We start from the raw sequence: 18,727 nt of genomic DNA on the forward strand, positions 1-18,727 counted from the left end.
AGTCCAGACGAAAAGTTTGCTTGGGGCAAGGTGGTTTCTGTTCATTCTGACTTAAAACCCTGTCCCCTTCGATCCAAATGAAATCAGCAGGCGTTTAAGTAAGTTGCAATCGGCCATTCATCTTTTCGCAACATCGTTTTCTTAATCCAGCCTGCAGCTTCGCCGAAACGCGCGCGGCACCAAATTCCGTCAGAGGCTGTTGTGCAATAGTTGACCTTGAGGCAGGTGCCTTTTGGCAGCGTCCCTACCGAGAGCGAATTCCCTCGTGGTTGTTCGCGGACGTTTAGGTTCACAAGCAATTCAACCGAGGAAATAACGCCGCCGCCCTCTGTGAAAACAGGCAGGGCCAATTCCTCTTTTGTTGCGCATTCAGCCGTGTAGCCTTTGTAAATACACCGGTGTTCGCGAAGGGCTTGGCTGAACTTGGCGTTCTCTGGGGCGCCATTCGCACGCTCTAAAATAACGCTGCGAAATGTGTACCCGACGTCGCCAGTCACGCGGTTTTGGTTGCCTCCGAGGCGGGCAATCAAAGCGTCATTTTCAGCATAGAGGGCAAGTTGGTTGTCTTCGATATCCCATGCTTTGACACTGTCAAAAGGGGCCACACAATTTTCGGAGGTACCGGAGGGGCGCAATTGAGATTCTTCAACCACGCCACGCAGTTCAATCACATTCGTAAGCTCAAAGGAACACGGAGCGGGGCTGGTTGAAAACGACGTGTCAAATATCAGCCATTGACCAGAAAAAGCCTCTAAAAACATCTCTTTAGATTGTGCTGCTGCCTGCATGGAAAAACAAAGAACAAGTGAATTTATAAGCCCAAATAGACATAATTTCGATTTCATTTTCTTACCCAATTTAATGTTTTCCTGGTTCTATATCTGAAGTCGCGCGCGCGATCTCCAAACCTTCGGATCTTACAATAAGGACCACTTTCAATGTGGTGGTGTCATTTAGGTTAATGCCGCTTGAGCCAATGGTGTCGATGCTGCCAGCGCGGACCTGAAATTCACCAGACTGCCGCAGGTTCGCGGTGCCCGATGCGTCTCCCTTGGAAACGATCATTTCTGCTTCGACAACGCCTTCGGACAAGCCAAGTACGCGGCCCGTTATGACAACTTTGGACTCTTGAGGGACGACAGAAAGTTCAGCGATCGCAATATCGCCACTTGCAGGCGCACTTAGAAGCATAACGGCCAATACAACTGCAGAAAATCTGCGCATATTTGACGCTATCTACTTAGGGTGGTTTGCGTAATCACAACGGTGCCAGCATTGGAAAATACAGTTGGGGAACCTGTTGCCGTCATGTTGTTTCCAACCTGATTGAACGTTACATTTGTGGCACTGCCGGACACAGATAGACCATAAGTATTGTCGTTACCGACTTGGTTCAACGTACCGGAATTACTGGTGCCGCTCACCAAAACACTACCGTTGTTTCTATCTCCGGTTTGGGAAAGCGAGCCTATATTGCCGCGTCCCGTCACCTCAATATTTCCGAGGTTTCCGCTGCCAAGTTGCTCAAGTGCCACCACGGCCAGTTCGCCGCCAAATATCGTCGCAGCGTTTCCGCTCAGGCTTGGCGCCAAGCTGTTATCTTGGTTGAGGAGAACAGTTGCCCTCTCGTTCTCAACAGTAATGTTCGCACTGTTTCCACCCCCTAGTTGAAGGGCTGGCATAAATCCATTCAAGCTACCTGCGACGCTAGAATTCGTGGCGAGAGACTGATCAATCTGCAAGGTATTTCCCAGCAGACTGTCCTGAGTGTCCTGAACCAAATACAAGTAGTTGCCATCGCCAGCCATTACCGGGGCACCCCCAAGGGCGCCAATGACAGAAGTTGCAACGCAAATAGCGGAAATTTTTAAATTTTTAATGATTCTATCCATAATATAAGGACGTTACCACGAACCTTGAAAAATCGACAACGAATTTCGGCTACCTTGTTGCGAGAAAACAGCTTGGTTCTGCTGCCCGCTTTGGACGACGGTAAAGGCGTTGGACGTGCCTGAAGAATATCCGCGTATCGAATTGTCGTTTCCATTTTGAACGACCGAAAAGAGTGTATTCGTCCCCAAAACATCTATGTCCATGGTGTTGCGGTCCCCACTTTGAAGGATGTTTCCAGGTTTCAGTGAGGGGAGCAACAATGGGTTTGAGTCCCAAGTGCGCCCCAGACCGCCGTTCTCGCTCCCCGTTACTGTTAAGGAGAGAGTGTTTCCCGACGTACTTTCGATATGTAGAAAGTTGTCGAGGCCCGTGATCAGAACTGTATCCCGCCCCTCTGGCGCGGAATTCCCAACCCCTGCTGCCAATAAACTCATCACAAATGCTAGAATAAGATACCGAGATACCCCAAAAATATTGCACGACATAGCTTCACCCCTTGCCAGCCGGACGCTTTCGCCCGTTTCGTGTTCGCTGGCAGTTGGCGCTTATATTGTGGCAGAAATTTGATGCAGGTGAGGCGGTTTAATGTGTTGTTTAGATTTAGCCGAGAACCTCGTCGTCAACCGGCGGGGTCGGCAATCTGACAGCCCCAGTTTCCGGTGTAAGTTCACGTACAACCGAGGCAGGCGCGACGTCCTTCTTTTTCGGAACCGTTTGCGTTATCGACGCTGGGTTGCGCGTTTGAGGGGCCTTGGCCAATCGGGCGTAAGCGGAGTATGCGCCGAGTTTTTCGCTCTTATTTTTTGCAATCAATCGCGATTGAGTTGCTTTATCAGAGAAAGACCAAATCCCTTTCTCCGCGCCCTCAATTATCATGCTGTAAACGGCTTTCTCTATCGCCTGTTGCAAGGCAATCAAACGCGGTTCATTCGCACTCATACCCGCTTCAACTTCGAGCAATTCATCAAGTTCGATATAAGAAAAGATACTCCCTTGGATCAAGGAAGACCCAATCGATTTTTGCGCCATCGTGTTGGTTAAAACCTCACCAGTGGAGGTCGAAACTGCGCGCAAGCTTACAGTGACCGTATCGGTCCGCCACTCAGAATTTGCGCCGACTCCGAGCAAACGAGCGCCCGCACCCCCGGTTTGTGTGTTGCTGTCATAGCCTACGATCCCGCCCTGCAGAATGATACCCGCGTGGAGGAGGGGGCCAAGTGCCGCTGGATTAACTTCGTCTTCGCCGCGATATTGACGGCGCATTTCTGTCAAAATCTGACGCTCTCTCACAAGATCGGGAAGGCTGGCGCGATCCAAAACCGAGAACCAGCGCCCTTCACCAGCATCTTGTAATGCTTTTATCAGAACTGCCGACCCACCTTGGGAAACGGCGCGTGACAACGACTGAACCAGTTCGCGCTCTTCATATTGACCCGTCAAGTCGGGGAAATCGTACACAGCAACATTCATCCGCTGTATCGGTGATGGCAGGGTGCGCAGCGCCATACTCTGCTGCGTCGGGGCAACGAGTGTTGGTTGAGCTTCCCCGAAGAACGGTGAGGGGGCTGGTGTGCATCCCGCAAGTGCCGTTGCACCTGCGATTGCGGCTAGTTTTGTCATGGCCCGAAGGCCGCTTGGTAAAGAAAAACTATCAAAATTCATTAAACAAGTCCCTGCTCGATTATTTGTCCCAACTTTAAATACGGTTGAGTTTTTGTTTAAGAGTCCGTCAAAAGCTGGGGCACAATAATCTCGGTAACGGTGCCATCTAATGAATCTGTAATGAGTAGTCGAATAGTCTCGGGCGTGCGTTCGTAGGTAACTTGGGTCGAGCCGAAGGTAATAGAACCACCTTCAGACCCCGTGTCGCCAAAAATGGCCTCTGTCACTTGCCCTGCAAGAGCGGAGAGCAGGCGACCTTCAAGCTGTCTTACAAAGAGATCTGCCTGAGAGCTTGACGTGTCAGTTTCCGTCCCGGAGGTGCCAGAATTCTGGTTTGCGTTCCGAGCCGTTGCATCCCGCTGGGCGGTTGCTGTTGCAATAAGGTGAGAGGAGTTTAGGGGGGAACCGCCAAAGGAGGGATTTACAGGTTGATATGTAATTTCCGACCCTATCGCTGGGGACGCTGTGACAAACATCGCAGCGACAACAAAACTTATACTTTTCATATTCACAAACCCTAAATACTAAAACGCGCCCAAATTGATCTCTCAATAGCAGCGAGATCAGTGGAAAGTCATATACACCGACTTATTAGGCCATCAATGCAATTTTGCGGCAACGTGTTGCTAGGTTAACGATTCCAATACGGGCAAATGAGGTTGGATTTGTTGTCAATATGATACGATTTAGGCGAAAATATGCCCAAAAATAGTTCACCTTTTGCAAGTTTTGGAAGGGAGTTACTGCCCGAAAGCTCTTTTCTAGGCCCTCAGTTTAAATGAAATTCGGTACGAATCGCTAAAATTACATGTTTTGTTTGCGCAATAAGTTTTTGTTATTGTATCGATTTTTTGCCTAATGGTGGCTCGCTGCTAAAACCGTCCACCACCTAAGGTTGTAATTTTCCTGATTTGTTTTGAAATGAGGCTAAAATTGGGCATGGGAAGAAATTTATCTTGTTTTTGACACTTTTCTGTCTCAACTTCGGACTTATTCGAAAACTCGGCAGAAATTTGGAGGCCGTACCATTTCACAGCCGTCTGGCTGATTTCGAAAGAGAGATATGCAATGGCGAACCCTGCTGTTGCTGCAAAGGCTTCGCGAGAAACGGAGTGATGCATGGTGCTGCTGCTTACAGGTTGCGCCTGAAATAGATCAGTATGTGTAATAAATTAACTCTGACAGGAAATAAAATGAACGTTATTAAAATCTCACTTTTTGCAACCACAGCACTAAGTCTCTCGTTTGGTGTGGCTTTTGCCGATGAAAACGAAGCATTTTTAGAACAGCTTTCCCAAGGCTCGACTTTTAACAACTCTGCGCTGGTTGACCAAAGCGGCGGATTGCGGAACAAGGCTGGTTCAGCAGGCGATAAAATGAAGCAACAATCGCTGCATCTCTATGTGTCCGGCAACAGCCTGAACATTGATCAAAGCGGTAACGACAACGAAATTGGCTTGACTGGCTCTGGTGTGAACCAACTGGCACAAAAAGCAAACGGCAACGCTGCTACAATCGAGCAGAGCTCAGACAGAAACTCGGTTGGTTCAATTCAGCAAGCTACACGCTACGGTGGCGGATATACTTCTGGGAACACACTGACAATCGAGCAATCCGGCGGTGACGACAACTCGATCGGTAGTGTTGTACAAGAACGCAACGGTGGCTCCAACGGAAGCGTTGCGACGCTTACTATGACCGGCTCACGCAACAACATCGACAAGGCCACTCAAGGCACCACCTTTTTAGGCGGAAATGGCAACACAATGACGGCCGAAATTTCGGGTGACGACAACGGCAAGGGAACCTTGTCGGGTTTCGCGGCACTCAGTGGCGCAAACACTAGCGTGCTGGACCAAGGTGGTCGGTATTCTTTTGTGTCACAAGGCAACAACAGCATGAACCTGTTGATTACAGGTAATGAAAACCAATTTGGTGTCACCCAAGCGGGCAACGGCAATGGCGTTGGTACGCTTACTATTAATGGCGACCGCAACGAATTGGGAGTAGTTCAAGGCGGCTGGACCAATGTTGTGACTGTGGCGGCAATTGACGGGTACGACAACAATATTGGTGTCCTACAACTGGGCATTTCCAATACCGCATCGGTCACGGCTCTCAAAGACGGTAACGCCTTTGGGGTTGGCCAGTTCGGCAATTCAAACGATGCGACCGTGTTTGTCGACGGCAACGGCAATGGATCAACAACCAGCACGCCTGTTCTTGCGGGTGACGCACTTGCAGCAGCAGGTTTGACACCCTTCTTCATCGAAGGCGCTGTGATCCAGCTTGGTGACGATAACATCGTGAATGCTTCACTCACAGGCGACAACAACCTGTTCGGAATGGTGCAAGACGGCAATAGGAACAACATCTCCGCAACCGTGAACGGCAACAGCAACCAATCAGTCGTTGTCCAAATGGGCAGCGATAACTCAGCGACCTTTAGCCAATCTGGTAGCAACAACATCGCTGGCATTGTTCAGTAATTATGACTGAAGGCGTCGCCACGGCTTCGCTTAAAAAAACGACCACGGGGTGCAAGAATGTGCCCCGTGGTTATTTGATTTAGGGTTCTTGTATATGCGTTCATTTCGGTTTGTGGTTGTGCTGGGGGTTTTGACAATCGGTCCCCTAAGTTGGGCGTATGCGGCGGATAACAATCTGGCGTTCGTTGATCAAATTGGAGCGGATAACACTGGGCTGATTTCTCAGTTAGGCTCCGCAAATCAGGTCGGCACAGAGCTCGATCCTGTTTTGCAAAATGGCTATTACAACGATCTAACAATTACACAGACTGGCGAAGACAATGTTATCGGCCTCGAGGGGCTGGGAGTCGATCAGGCAGGCAATTCGGCGACGCCTTCGATCTTCAACACCATTCTTATCGATCAGGATTCCAATTTAAACATAGTCGGAAGCATTCAACAGTCCGCATTGGGCGCGATTCCAGAAGGCGCAAACCGTTTAACCATTCAACAGGGTCTGGACGGGGCGGGGGATCGCAACAAGATTTCGCTCGTGGTTCAAGAGCAGCTCGGCGGAATGCCCGGACAGGTGGCAATCCTTACGCAAACGGGCGAACAAAACACTGTCGCTCTCGTTGAGCAACGGTCGCTGACGGCGGCGCAATTCAAAGAAAACATCATTGTCGCCAATTTCAGCGGTTCTTTTAATGGTCGCGGAGATCTTACGGGGCCTGCCCTTACCTCTAGGGCGGTAGCAAACTCTCTTATCCAGCGGGTCGGGTATGACGCTTTAGGCGCGAACGGCAACGAGATGAACCTCATGGTTAGTGGCGATTTTAACCGTTTCGGGGTTTTTCAAGGTGGGCGTAAAAACTCAATTGGCTTCCTTACGATCTCTGGAAACTCCAACCAAATCGGGTTCCGTCAAGATGGTTTGGAAAATGACATTACCGCATCGGAAATACTCGGCGATGGCAACAATATCGGTGTCGGTCAAATAGGCACCAACCGTGCATTTCTCAATATAGTTGGCCTGAGCAGCGACAATGAGGTCCTTGGACTGCAAGAAGGTTCAAACGATCTGCTGTTTTTCGTCGATGGGGACGGGAACGATCTCAGGGTTGAGCAGGGGTATAATAGTGGCCTTGGCGGCGGAAATGACGCGGATGTTTCCGTTATCGGCGACAGTAACTTTTTTGACGTCACACAATTCGGTACCAACTCTACGACAATCTCGGTGACGGGTGATTTCAACAATGATCCAAGCCAGATTTTTTCTGGGAACGCCCAACTTGGGCTGGCTGCCGGAACCATTGAACAAGTTGGCACAAGCAATGCTGCAACTCTGTCCATCACCGGAAACCGGAACATGGCAGCGGCGCAGCAAAACGGGGATTACAACAGGATTTCTCTGGGCGTCGTTGGAGATTCCAATCAGGCGGCATTTATTCAAATGGGCAGTATGAACGTGGCGTGGCTTCTGCAATCGGGCAACGGAAATATCGCTGGCTTTAAACAATAGGCGCAGGCGGTTCGCATGAATGCCTAGAATAACCAAAAGGTTATCCTAGGAATCGAGAGCGTTTTGGAGACCCTCCCGCAGGATCAGAAAGTAAGGCTAGTGACCAGTTGCGTTTGGCTGCCGAGGCCGGACACTTCTAGATCAACAACGTCGCCATCACATAAGAATTTAGGCGGGGATAATCCAAGGCCGACCCCTTCGGGCGTGCCCGTCGCGATAATATCCCCGGGCCGTAGAACCATGAAGCGCGACATGTAGGAGATAATCTCAGCAACGCTAAAAATCATGTCCGAAGTCGAGCTGTTTTGATAGGTTTCGCCATTGACCGAGAGCGAGAGGGTGAGGTTTTGCGGATCGGGAATCTCATCCGGAGTGACAATCCATGGGCCAATGGGGCCGAAACTGCGGGCTGATTTTCCCTTCATCCATTGGCCGCCACGCTCAATTTGAAAGGCGCGTTCACTTACGTCATTGATCGTACAGTAGCCTGCGACATACTCAAGGGCTTCGGCCTCGCTCACATACGCGCAGTTGCGCCCAATTATGACGCCGAGTTCAACTTCCCAATCGGTTTTTTGCGATCCACGCGGCAAGATGATGGGATCATTTGGGCCAGAAATACAGGATGTAGACTTTGAGAAAAGCACGGGTTCGACGGGTTCGGGATTGTTGGTTTCGCGGGCATGGCGCGCGTAATTCAGGCCAACGGCATAGAAATTTCGGGCGCGGCCTACACAGGCCCCAATGCGCGTCTTGGCCGAAACTACAGGCATCGTGGACAGATCTGTATTCGCAAGCATCGAGAGGGTCGTGCGCGAGAGTGTCTCAGGTGTGAAGTCGGAAATCAGGCTTGAGAGGTCGCGTATCCGGCCTTCTGAATCAAGATAACCGGGTTTTTCTTGGTCCACGGGACCATGGCGGAGAAGGTTCATAGGTATGTCTTTCAAGTGTTGGGAGGGAGCCGTGCTAGGCCGATTTGAGGATCATGTCGGCGGCTTTTTCTGCGATCATCACGACGGGGGAGGCGGTATTACCCGACACAATCCGTGGCATAATCGAGGCGTCGACCACGCGAAGACCCGACAGGCCCCGCACGCGCAGTTCAGGATCAACCACAGAAGTGTCGTCACTGCCCATTCGACACGTGCCGACGGGATGGAAGATCGTGGTGCCAATATCGCCGGCGGCCCGGGTTAAGTTCGCGTCGTCCGCAATGTGCGCCCCCGGAAGGTTTTCGTGCGGTGCGTATTTTTGCAAAGCGGGCATCGTCATCAAATCGCGGGCTTGACGCAGCGCGCGCAATGCCACGGCGCGATCGCCCTCAGTGCTGAGATAGTGGGGCGAAATGTCGGGCTGTTTTGTGTGATGTTTTGTCGAAATATGGGTTGAACCACGGCTTTCTGGTCGCAGATTGCACACAGACACCGTGACCGCAGGGTAGGGGTGTAAAGGGTCACCAAGACGGTCGGTTGAGAGGGGCTGAATGTGGTATTCTAGGTCGGGAGTGGCCAAGCTGGGGTCGCTTCGCGTAAAAATACCGAACTGGCTAGGTGCCATAGACAACGGCCCCGAACGGTTCCAAAGATACTGGAGTCCCATCGCGATTTTACCCGTGACAGAGTTGGCGATTTGATTGAGCGTGCGTGCGTTTTGCACACGGAAAATCATCCGCAATTGCAAATGGTCTTGAAGGTTTTCACCAACCTCTTGGCTGGCATGCACCATATCAATTCCCATGTCTCTGAGGCGTGTGGTTTGGCCAATACCTGACGCCTCAAGCAGTGCGGGAGAGTGAACTGCCCCCGCCGTGAGCAGGACCTCGCCTTGGCTTATCGCATGCTGTACGCGGCCTTTGTGCGAAAATTCCACACCTGTGGCGTGACCGTTTTTAAACGTGATCCGTTGCACGCAGGCATGGGTGATCAGGCGTAGATTTGGCCGTTTTAGGGCAGGGCTGAGAAACGCGCGGGCGGTACTCCACCGGCGGCCGCCGTTTTGATTGACCTCAAAATACCCTGCGCCCTCGTTGTTGCCCTCGTTGAAATCGGTGGTTGATGGAATGCCCATTTGCGTCGCGGCATTTTGGAAATCATCCAGAATGTCCCATTTCAAACGCTGGCGCGCGACTTTCCATTCGCCGCCTTGGCCGTGGGTTATTCCGTCTGCATCTGGGCGATCTTGGGAGCGGACAAAATAGGGGAGGACGTCGCTCCAACCCCAACCCGTATTGCCCATTTGCGCCCAGCCGTCATAATCTGCAGCTTGGCCGCGCATGTAAATCATACCGTTGATTGAGCTGCATCCGCCTAAGACCTTGCCGCGCGGATAGCCCAAAGCACGTCCGTTTAGCCCTTTTTCCGGGGTGGTCGACATCATCCAATCGGTGCGCGGATTACCAATACAGCGGAGGTATCCGACCGGAATGTGAATCCATGGGTAGGTATCCCGTCCGCCTGCCTCTAGGAGCAAGACCCTTGTGCGGGGATTGGCCGAGAGGCGGTTTGCCAGCACGCATCCCGCCGTGCCGCCCCCCACGATAATATAGTCGTAATCGCCGTCTAAACTGCGTGTCATAGTCAATTCCAATTGTTCGAGATGTAACGGCGTTTGCAGTTAATGGATGGCGAGTGCTGGAAAGATAATCAGCAAGCCAACCGCGATCACTTGGAGGCAAATAAATGGTACAAGTGATCTGAAAATCTCACCCAGTGAGATGTCCGGTGGTGCCACGCTTTTGAGGTAGAACGCGGCCGGACCAAAGGGCGGTGTGAGGAATGACACCTGCATATTCATCGCGAATAATACGCCAAACCAGACGGGATCATATCCGAGGTCTTTGATGATCGGCACGAAAATCGGCATGGTCAAAAGCGCGATCCCGACCCAATCAAGGAACATGCCAAGGATGAAGAGAATGAGCATCATAAACAGGATAATGACGGTGGGGGAGTCTGACACACCTGTGATGAGGGTAGAGATAAAGCGGATACCTCCCATGAGGTTATAAACGCCAACCAAGGCGCTCGCGCCGATGCCAATCCACATAATCATTCCGACTGTGGCCAGTGTGTGTAGCGCGGAATCTAAGAGCATACGGAATGAAAATTCGCGCCGTAAGATTGTTGAGGCAATGACGCCCGCAACCCCGATGGCGGAGGCTTCGGTTACCGAGGCGATGCCGCCATAGATTGATCCAAGCACGAAGCCGACGACCAACATGGGCAATATCAACCCGCGCAGGAGAGGCAATTGGTCTTTGAAAGGCGTGCGCTCCATGGGGGGCGGTGGTGCCGCGTTCGGGTCAATATAGGAGCGAAAGAGGATGTAGAGGATGTAGAACCCCGCGAGCATAAATCCAGGCAGGAACGAGGCTGTAAACAGATCGCCGACCGAGACATTTGCTGTGAGGCCGTAAATGATCAAAACGATCGACGGGGGCACCATTGTGCCAAGCGAGCCGCCAGCACAAACCACGCCAATTGCTAGTCGTCGATTATAGCCGAGCCGCAGCATTTGGGGCAGGGCAACCAAGCCGAGCAGGACAATTTCGCCACCGATGATGCCACTCATGGCCGCAAGAATAACCGCCACGAAAATCGTTTGAACTGCCACACCACCACGCAGACGTCCGCCCACCAGTTTCATAGCATCAAACAAGTCGCGTGCAATGCCAGAGCGATCAAGGATGGCCGCCATCAGGACAAACATCGGGACCGAAACAAACACAAACGACGAGACAAAGCTGTAAACGCGGCTGGTAATCAGGGGGACGGAGTTTGGCCCAAACCAGCCAATTGCGAAGATGAGCGCCACAAGAAGTGTGACCATAGCCAAGGGCGTACCCGTGAGCAAAAGGCCGACCAGCAGCACAAACATCAACAGCGTGCCCCACTCAATCCCGAGTGATTTTAGGTTAAGTCCGAAGTCTAGAAGTTCAAACATTTTCATGCCTCTTTGGCGGGGTGAGGCCGCGTGCGTAATTGAAGGTAAGGATGAGGAATTGGACGCTCATCGTGATGAGGACGGCCAGCAAAAACAGTTTAAGAAGGGCAGGTGTTGGCGGATTCCACGCGCTGCCACTGGTTTCGAGAAAGAAACTACCATCAGGGCGATAGATTGCTTTGAGCGCCATAAGCCATGCGGCCCATGCGAAGAACAGACTGGCGCAGAGGCAGGCGATTGAAATGAGGATATCGAGGATGCGGCGCACGGGCGAGCGAACGACGTCATAGATCAGCACCACGCGGATGTGCGAATTGCGCGCAACACAGTATAATCCGCCAAAAATGAACGTCACAGCGCTCAGGAATGTCGTTGTTTCATGGGCCCATACCGTGGGCGCATTGAACACATACCGTAGGAAAACCTCCACAACGAGGACAACCATCGCGATCAAAATTCCGACAGCGAAAACGCGGGCGACTGAGGTGATTACTTTGCCCAACCAGCCTGCTTGCGGCAGGGCCTCTTGAGCCGTGAATTCGGGGGGCAACGGCTCAATGGCCGAAGTCGTTTCGGGGGTGCGGGACATGAGGGGCCAATCGTGTCAAAGGGGTGTGATGGCGGATGCTCGGGCGCAACGCGTGCGCCCGAGGCTTTGGATTATTCCAGTAGGCCTTGCGACGCGAGATAAGCGGTCAATTGGTCATAGACCTTTTGTGCATTCGGCGAACGTGCGGCCACTTTTTCCCATTGATCCATCGCGATTGTGCGGAACTTTGCACGCTCTTCGGCAGACCAATTGTGGACGGTGATGTTTTCATCGGCTGTGGCTTCGGCGAAGGCTTTTAGGTCATTCATCGACAAAGTTGCCACGGCGTCCTGTGCAAAATCGCGCACCGAAACCGTCAAGATTGCTTGTAGATCAGAGGGCAAAGCATTCCATTTATCTAAGTTCATCGAGACTTCGACCAGTGGCATGGAGTGGAAACCAGGATAGACGGGGTGGTTGCCAACTTTATGCAAGCCTTGCTGATGGTTGGTCGAGAAAACAGTCGAATCCGCAGCATCAATCACGCCCTTATCGAGCGACGTGTAGACCTCGGAGTAGGGCAGGTTGACAGGAACCGCGCCCGCCGCCGCAAACACTTCTTGAATGAGGCCTTCTGGCGCGCGCATTTTCAGACCTTTGAGGTCGGCAACGCCGTCGAGCGGCACTTTGGAAACAAAACCTTCAAGGCCCGTCGTCGTCGCCCCGATGAAGTGAAGGCCATAGGGGCCTTCCAGTTCATTCATGAGTTCATAGCCGCCGCCATAGTTGATAAAACGGAACATTTCATCCGGAGCAGACCAAGCGCCAATCGGATTGGCAATAAGTCCGAAGGCGGGGTCTTTGCCCGCGAAATAGCTCACATCGGTGATGTGCCCATCCAAAATGCCAGACCCAACGGCATCTTGCGTTTCGATATAATCGACCACCGCGCCTACGGGCAGAAGATCAATCGTCATCCGTCCGCCAGACATTTCTGCCACGCGCGCTGTCCACGCCTGTTGGATGGCAAAGTTTGGGTTTCCAGCGGGGTCTACGGATTGGAACGTCAATTGGTGCTCTTGCGCCATGGCGCCGGTGCCGCCCAATAGGCAAGCCGCAATAAGTGTACTTAAGTGTTTGTTATTCATGGTTTCCTCCCTAGAACGGACATGTTTACGTGATCCCATGCCCTTGGATCATATCGTGGCGTCAACCCCGTCGGAGTTGGCGCGTTAGGCGATATCCCTTACGCGTTTCGTGGCGGGGGTGTTCACAAGGTTTCGCAACTTGCCTTCGCGCAAAAACCGCACCGCAGTTTCAACAGAAAGGCGGCGTGCATCCGCGACGCTCTCGGGGCTGGACCATGCCGCATGGGGGGTGACAAACAAACGTTCTCCCACAAGGGGATCCGTGCCGTTTGCATAGGCAATCGCCAATGCGTCGGTCGGGGATGGGGGCTCAACGGGCAAGACGTCGATGCCTGCACCAGCGATTGTGCCTGCGCGCAAAGCGGTCAAAAGCGCGTTGATGTCAATGATTGCGCCCCGCGCCGTATTGATCAAAACAGCATGTGGTTGCATTTTGGCCAAGCGCTCGGCGTTGATCATATTGTGGGTTTGAGGCGTTAGCGGGCAGTGCAAGCTTACAACGTCACTTTGCGCGAGTAGCTCGTCGATGGACTCACATCTATCGACACCCACAGCGATTTCGGTGCCGCGCGAAACCAGCGGATCATAGGCCAAAACCCGCATGCCAAACGCCTTCGCTCTCAGGGCGGCAGCAATGCCGATACGCCCCAAGCCAACCACGCCAAAGGTCTTGCCTCTTAGCCGCCCCAAGAGAGGAGCGCGCGCGTGATCGAAGCCTGTCTGCGGAGATTGCATGAGATTTCGGTGGTAGGAGCCAATGCCACGCCGCAAATTCAACATCAGCGCAATTGCGTGATCGGCGACTTCGCTGGTGCCATAATCAGGCGTGTTGCAGACGGGAATGCCCGCTTCTGCGGCAGCATCCAAATCGATATGATCAAAGCCTACCCCGGCCCGAACAATGATTTTGCAACGCTCCAATTGAGCGATCATCGAACGGGTAACGGGCATCTCGTGCCAAACCACCATCGCATCACAGGAGTTCAGAACCGTTTGCGGAATACGGTGAATTTCGCGTTCGCGGAATATATCCCAATCGATATTATTTCCGGCTGTCGCCCGTTCGATCAGAGCGTCGTCTGGATATTGTGCGTCGGGGGTCAGGAGACGAAAGCGGGGCATGTGAGTCCTCTTGGGTGTGGATATCATTATTTGTTATTCTAGAATTCTAGAATTTTAATAACTTGTCAATCCTGTTTTTTTCATGCTTGGTAAAGGAGTAAAATTAGTGGGTAGCGCGCTTAGCCGTCCATGCTGTAACTAGGAATGACCTATGAGGAGAGTGCTGTGTCGTTGACCCAAGATGCATGTGAGCGGATTCGCGAGGCAATTGTCTCTGGCAAACTAGAGTTCGGCGAGCGGCTGTCCGAGGAGCAAATCGCGCGGGCGCTTGGGATGAGCAAAGCCCCAGTGCGGGCGGCCTTTATGGATTTGCGCGACATGGGTCTTGTGACGGTTGTGCCGCAAGCGGGAACCTATGTGTTTGCGCCCTCCAAGCAGGACGTCGAGGAAATGAGCCACTTTCGCGCCATGTTGGAAAGCAAGGCATTGGACGATGCCCTTGCGCGTGATCCCGAAGCGGTTGTGCAGGGGCTTTCTGCGGCAATTTACCAAATGGAGCAGGCGATCGCGGCGGGGGAATGGGCGCTCTATAGCAAAGCCGACAGCGCCTATCATCGGGTATTGTTGCAGCTTGCGGGCAATCGCTACCTTGAAAAAGCCTATGATTTGACCGCGACTGCTCTGGAGGCCTTGCGTGCTCGTTTGCAATCGGGGGAAGGGAATTTTTGGCAACGCTCTTTTGCCGAGCACATTCAAATGCGCGACCTTATCGTTAAGGGCAAATTCGACGCGGCACACGCGATACTGCAGGAACATATTTTGATCATTAATCGCTCGCTACCCGAGCCAGATACAAATCCGTATAAGCGCACAAAAGTTCAGCGGCGTTCAGACGAAGAATGCACCGCGCTGATGCAGCAATACGGTCCAACTTCTCGCCGAGTTTAACGGGCCGTTTTGCAGGAGAATATTTTGAAAAGTGAGATTGTGATTTATAACCTGGCCACGGGGTCCGAGGAGGTTATTTTACTTTTGGATCAACATCTTGAGGCTCCAAATTGGACGCCGGATAACGCGGCCCTCATCGTAAATGGGGAAGGGCGGCTGTATCGCGTTGACCTAAGCGCACCGGCTCTGGCAACCATCGAAACGGGGTTTGCAACGCAGATCAACAACGACCACGGGGTCTCGCCGGATGGGACCACATTGGTCATGAGCGATTCAACCGAGGAGGGGAGTAGCGTGATTTACACGCTGCCAATCACAGGGGGCACGCCGACGCGTATAACGCCTTTGGCACCTTCGTATTGGCACGGGTGGTCACCAGATGGCGCGACTTTGGCCTATACCGCGAAACGTGGCGAAACCTTCGAGATATACACCTGCCCGGTTCATGGTGGCGAAGAACGGCAAGTCACCTTTGGTTTTGATCACTGTGACGGTCCAGATTATACGACTGACGGCGCGTGGATTTGGTTCAACGGCGAACGCGATGCCCGTGTTTGTTTGTGGCGCGTGCGCCCCGATGGGCGTGATTTGGAATGCATGGTGGCAGATGATCGGGTGAATTGGTTTCCCCATCCCTCACCAGACGGAAAATCTGTGCTCTACTTGGCCTATGAAGGCGGGACGCAAGGGCATCCGTCCGAGCGCCAAGTTGAGCTGCGCCTTGTGTCCGCAGAGGGCGGCAGACCGCAAGTGCTCTTGGAACTATATGGCGGGCAAGGCACGATAAATGTGCCGTGTTGGGCGCCGGATAGTCAGCGTTTCGCATTCGTGCGTTATCACGCCTAGGCGGTTTCATTTCTCGTAGGCGTTTTGGAATGCGGGGCGCTCGCATCGATCAATTAGACGCGCCCGATTTTGAACCCCCGCGAAAGATGATTTCGCATCGAAAAAAGTAACACCACACCGGGCAGCATGGAAGCGAGGGTGACGGCCATAACCAGCCCAATATCGGTTTGAAAACCAAAGAGTGCGTTGATCGCCATGCTGATCGGTTTCCCGTTGGTTGTGGTCAGGATGCGCGCGAAAACCACCTCAACCCACGAGAACATGAAGCAGAAAAACGCTGTTACGGCGACGCCCGAAGCAATTTGGGGCAAAAGGAATTTCCAAATAAACATAGGCCGCGAATAGCCGTCGATAAAGGCTGTTTCATCCATTTCCTTGGGGACGGCCGAGATAAACCCTTGGAGAATCCAGATCGAGATTGGGACGTTGAACAGGCAATGTGCCAAGGCGATGCCGAAGGTTGAATTCACGATTCCGAGTGCGGAGAAAAGTTGAAATATCGGTAGGGTTAGCACCACGGGCGGGGTGATACGAAAGGCGATGAAGGCAAGAAACAGGTGTTTGTCGCCTAAGAAGGAAATGCGCGAGAAGGCGTAGGCCGCAGGGATGGCAACGGGTATGGTGATGCAGATATTGATCAGCACGTATGCGATGGAATTCAGGAACGCCGAGCGTAGGTTTGGGTCGGTCCAGATGCCCCGATAATTGCTTAGCGTGAGGCTGCCAACGTCCATATTTGGGATTGCCAAAGTCGCGGTGAAGCTGAGGAGGGTCAGTTGCACCAGCGGCAGGCAGGTGAACACCATGAAGGCCAGCAGGGCCGTTGCTTTGAGGAAAGGGAGCGCGCGGATAAACATAATTAGGCGGCCTTTTCTGGGGGCACGTCATCAAGCTTGCCTTGGGCTTTGCTAAACATCCACGCGACGGTCAACACGATCATGAAATAGAGCACAGAGCGCGCGGCGGAAGGGCCGTAGTTGAAGGCTTTGATTTCTTCGCCAAGGTCAACCGCGAGGAACATTGTCGCGCCGTTTGGACCGCCCGCATTGATGGGAAAAGCCTCCGTGTAAATCATGAAGGAATCCATAAACCGCAACAGGATCGCCATAAGCAGAACGTTGTATAGCTTGGGCAATTGGATGAATCGAAACACCTGCCACGGGCCTGCGCCGTCGATTGCGGCCGCTTGGTAGTGGGCCGCCGGAACGGTTGTCAGGGCACTATAACACAGGATCACAACCAAGCTTGTCCAATGCCAAACGTCCATCACAATGATGACCAGCCATGTGGGAACCACCGAGAATTTCCAATCCGCGGGCCAGCCGAAAGTAGGTAGAATGCGCCCCAAAAGACCCGTGTCTGGGTTGAGGAGACTGAGCCAAAGTGATGGGATCATGTTCCACGGCACCAGAAGCGGCAAGGCCACCACACAGAGCGAGACGCCGACCCAGAATTTTCGTTGGGGGATGCAAAGGGCAATCGCAATGCCAAGGGGAATTTGGATGGTTAAGATCAGCGCCGAAAACAATGTACTGCGGCCAAAACTAGCCCAGAAACGGCCTGAACTTATGATCTCGGAGTACCATTCCGTCCCGACCCAGAAGCGCGAGTCTAGGATGAAAATTTCGAAGAAGGAGTAATTAACAACGGTTATCAGAGGGATCAGCCCCACGAGGCCAAGCACGAGTACGGCTGGCAAGACAAAGGCCCATCCGACGTTACTGCGCGTTTTCAATTGAAAAAATCCCCCGAGCGTGACCGAAGCCCGTTTAAACCGTGACCACTTCGGTGCCCCAACTGCTACAATTCGCCAGCAGATCTTTGGGCAATGTACCGTCGGTAAAAAGAGCGCTCACATCCGCGAGAGAGCAGATTGTGAGCGGTGCTTTGCGCTGAAATTTTAGGTGGTCTGCGACGACCATTACCTTGCGCGACCGTTTTATCGCGGTGCTGCTGACCATAATCTCCTGCCCGTCGAAATCTAGCAGGTCGCCGTCCTCATCAATGGCGGAGCAGCCTAAAACCGAATAGTCGAACTTGAATTGCTTCACCATTTCAACGGTCAAGCCGCCGACAATTCCACCATCCGCACGGCGCAAAACGCCACCCGCCAAAATGATTTCGCAACTATGATTGGCCGCGAGAATATTCGCGATGTTAATGTTGTTCGTCACAACCAGCAGGTTTTCGTGGTCGAGCAATTCGCGCGCCACAGCCTCGGTACTTGTCCCGATGTTCATAAAGACCGACGCGCCATTTGGGATTGCTTCGGCGCATTTCACGGCAATCGCCTTCTTGCCCGTATCGTTCAGGCGGCGGCGTTCCTCATATTGAATATTCACAACGCCAGACGACACCACCGCGCCGCCATGCACCCGTTGAAGACGGCCGCGATCGGCCAAATCAGAGAGGTCGCGCCGGATAGTTTGCACCGTGACATCGTAGAGTTCGGCAAGGCCATCCACGGTAACTTTGCCCTCTTTGCGCGCAAGTTCGAGGATATCTTTCTGTCTAAAGTTTGAGACCATGGCTTTCTCCCTGACGCCGCGTAATAGAATCCTAACAATCAACAGTCCGAGCGGAGCGTCAAGGGTTCGAATCGATTTGCGCAGATAAAAATGGCCAAAAGGGAGGGAATAGAAAAATTAAATACATGGATTTCAACATTTTACCCAAAAAGGAAAAGAAACGAACATTCGCTATTGAT

At 52.6% G+C, this 18,727-nt stretch carries 20 protein-coding genes; 4 read left to right on the plus strand and 16 right to left on the minus strand.

The features are described 5' to 3' along the window. Window positions 1-83: 83 nt before the first annotated feature. The 7 genes from AB9F27_RS00595 to AB9F27_RS00625 form a co-directional block, all read right to left on the minus strand. Window positions 84-845, minus strand: coding sequence for a hypothetical protein (locus AB9F27_RS00595; protein WP_335583618.1), 762 nt, complete (start codon window positions 843-845; stop codon window positions 84-86). A 13-nt stretch (window positions 846-858) separates the two neighbouring features. Next, window positions 859-1,224, minus strand: a complete 366-nt coding sequence (csgH, locus tag AB9F27_RS00600; RefSeq protein WP_335583617.1) for a curli-like amyloid fiber formation chaperone CsgH — start codon at window positions 1,222-1,224, stop codon at window positions 859-861. 8 nt (window positions 1,225-1,232) lie between these two features. Next, window positions 1,233-1,808, minus strand: a complete 576-nt coding sequence (locus tag AB9F27_RS00605) for a hypothetical protein (protein WP_335583616.1) — start codon at window positions 1,806-1,808, stop codon at window positions 1,233-1,235. 96 nt (window positions 1,809-1,904) lie between these two features. Continuing rightward, complete coding sequence (locus AB9F27_RS00610; RefSeq protein WP_335583615.1) at window positions 1,905-2,378, minus strand: hypothetical protein; 474 nt, start codon at window positions 2,376-2,378, stop codon at window positions 1,905-1,907. A 115-nt stretch (window positions 2,379-2,493) separates the two neighbouring features. Then, window positions 2,494-3,555 carry a CsgG/HfaB family protein gene (locus AB9F27_RS00615; RefSeq protein ID WP_335583614.1) on the minus strand — a complete coding sequence of 354 codons (1,062 nt, stop codon included), beginning with the start codon at window positions 3,553-3,555 and terminating at the stop codon, window positions 2,494-2,496. A 56-nt stretch (window positions 3,556-3,611) separates the two neighbouring features. Beyond that, window positions 3,612-4,061 (minus strand): curli assembly protein CsgF, encoded by a 450-nt coding sequence (locus AB9F27_RS00620; protein ID WP_335583613.1) that lies wholly within the window; start codon window positions 4,059-4,061, stop codon window positions 3,612-3,614. Between the two features lie 366 nt (window positions 4,062-4,427). Next, window positions 4,428-4,676: a hypothetical protein gene (locus AB9F27_RS00625; protein ID WP_335583612.1), complete on the minus strand. Its 249-nt coding sequence runs from the start codon at window positions 4,674-4,676 to the stop codon at window positions 4,428-4,430. 72 nt (window positions 4,677-4,748) lie between these two features. On the opposite strand from AB9F27_RS00625, the gene AB9F27_RS00630 reads away from it, so the two are divergent. Together AB9F27_RS00630 and AB9F27_RS00635 are read left to right on the plus strand one after the other, a co-directional pair. Continuing rightward, window positions 4,749-6,044, plus strand: coding sequence for a hypothetical protein (locus tag AB9F27_RS00630; protein ID WP_335583611.1), 1,296 nt, complete (start codon window positions 4,749-4,751; stop codon window positions 6,042-6,044). Between the two features lie 94 nt (window positions 6,045-6,138). After that, complete coding sequence (locus AB9F27_RS00635; protein WP_335583610.1) at window positions 6,139-7,545, plus strand: hypothetical protein; 1,407 nt, start codon at window positions 6,139-6,141, stop codon at window positions 7,543-7,545. Between the two features lie 83 nt (window positions 7,546-7,628). On the opposite strand, the gene AB9F27_RS00640 is transcribed toward AB9F27_RS00635, so the two are convergent. The 6 genes from AB9F27_RS00640 to AB9F27_RS00665 form a co-directional block, all read right to left on the minus strand. Continuing rightward, the gene (locus AB9F27_RS00640; RefSeq protein WP_335583609.1) at window positions 7,629-8,477 is read right to left on the minus strand and encodes a fumarylacetoacetate hydrolase family protein; all 849 of its coding nucleotides are present in this window, start codon (window positions 8,475-8,477) and stop codon (window positions 7,629-7,631) included. 34 nt (window positions 8,478-8,511) lie between these two features. Further along, window positions 8,512-10,119, minus strand: coding sequence for a GMC family oxidoreductase (locus AB9F27_RS00645; protein ID WP_335583608.1), 1,608 nt, complete (start codon window positions 10,117-10,119; stop codon window positions 8,512-8,514). Between the two features lie 39 nt (window positions 10,120-10,158). Beyond that, window positions 10,159-11,487 carry a TRAP transporter large permease subunit gene (locus AB9F27_RS00650; protein WP_335583607.1) on the minus strand — a complete coding sequence of 443 codons (1,329 nt, stop codon included), beginning with the start codon at window positions 11,485-11,487 and terminating at the stop codon, window positions 10,159-10,161. Further along, window positions 11,480-12,076, minus strand: a complete 597-nt coding sequence (locus AB9F27_RS00655; RefSeq protein ID WP_335583606.1) for a TRAP transporter small permease subunit — start codon at window positions 12,074-12,076, stop codon at window positions 11,480-11,482. The genes AB9F27_RS00650 and AB9F27_RS00655 overlap by 8 nt, the downstream gene beginning before the upstream one ends. A gap of 71 nt (window positions 12,077-12,147) precedes the next feature. Then, window positions 12,148-13,164 (minus strand): TRAP transporter substrate-binding protein, encoded by a 1,017-nt coding sequence (locus tag AB9F27_RS00660; protein WP_335583605.1) that lies wholly within the window; start codon window positions 13,162-13,164, stop codon window positions 12,148-12,150. 84 nt (window positions 13,165-13,248) lie between these two features. Then, window positions 13,249-14,286, minus strand: a complete 1,038-nt coding sequence (locus AB9F27_RS00665) for a C-terminal binding protein (RefSeq protein ID WP_335583604.1) — start codon at window positions 14,284-14,286, stop codon at window positions 13,249-13,251. A gap of 165 nt (window positions 14,287-14,451) precedes the next feature. On the opposite strand from AB9F27_RS00665, the gene AB9F27_RS00670 reads away from it, so the two are divergent. Next, window positions 14,452-15,174, plus strand: coding sequence for a GntR family transcriptional regulator (locus tag AB9F27_RS00670; protein ID WP_335583603.1), 723 nt, complete (start codon window positions 14,452-14,454; stop codon window positions 15,172-15,174). A gap of 24 nt (window positions 15,175-15,198) precedes the next feature. Further along, complete coding sequence (locus tag AB9F27_RS00675; protein ID WP_335583602.1) at window positions 15,199-16,020, plus strand: hypothetical protein; 822 nt, start codon at window positions 15,199-15,201, stop codon at window positions 16,018-16,020. Window positions 16,021-16,073: 53 nt separating this feature from the next. Here the strand turns inward: AB9F27_RS00675 and AB9F27_RS00680 are convergent, their stop codons facing one another. From AB9F27_RS00680 to AB9F27_RS00690, 3 genes are read right to left on the minus strand one after another with little or no spacing between them, the layout of a single operon-like run. Continuing rightward, window positions 16,074-16,877 carry a carbohydrate ABC transporter permease gene (locus AB9F27_RS00680; protein ID WP_335583601.1) on the minus strand — a complete coding sequence of 268 codons (804 nt, stop codon included), beginning with the start codon at window positions 16,875-16,877 and terminating at the stop codon, window positions 16,074-16,076. A gap of 2 nt (window positions 16,878-16,879) precedes the next feature. After that, window positions 16,880-17,755 (minus strand): sugar ABC transporter permease, encoded by an 876-nt coding sequence (locus AB9F27_RS00685; RefSeq protein WP_335583600.1) that lies wholly within the window; start codon window positions 17,753-17,755, stop codon window positions 16,880-16,882. A 34-nt stretch (window positions 17,756-17,789) separates the two neighbouring features. Beyond that, entirely contained in the window at window positions 17,790-18,548 is a 759-nt protein-coding gene (locus tag AB9F27_RS00690; RefSeq protein ID WP_335583599.1) for a DeoR/GlpR family DNA-binding transcription regulator, read from the minus strand. Between the last annotated feature and the right edge of the window lie 179 nt (window positions 18,549-18,727).

It is taken from the genome of Falsihalocynthiibacter sp. CO-5D18 (assembly GCF_041205445.1).
Taxonomy (GTDB): domain Bacteria; phylum Pseudomonadota; class Alphaproteobacteria; order Rhodobacterales; family Rhodobacteraceae; genus Falsihalocynthiibacter; species Falsihalocynthiibacter arcticus.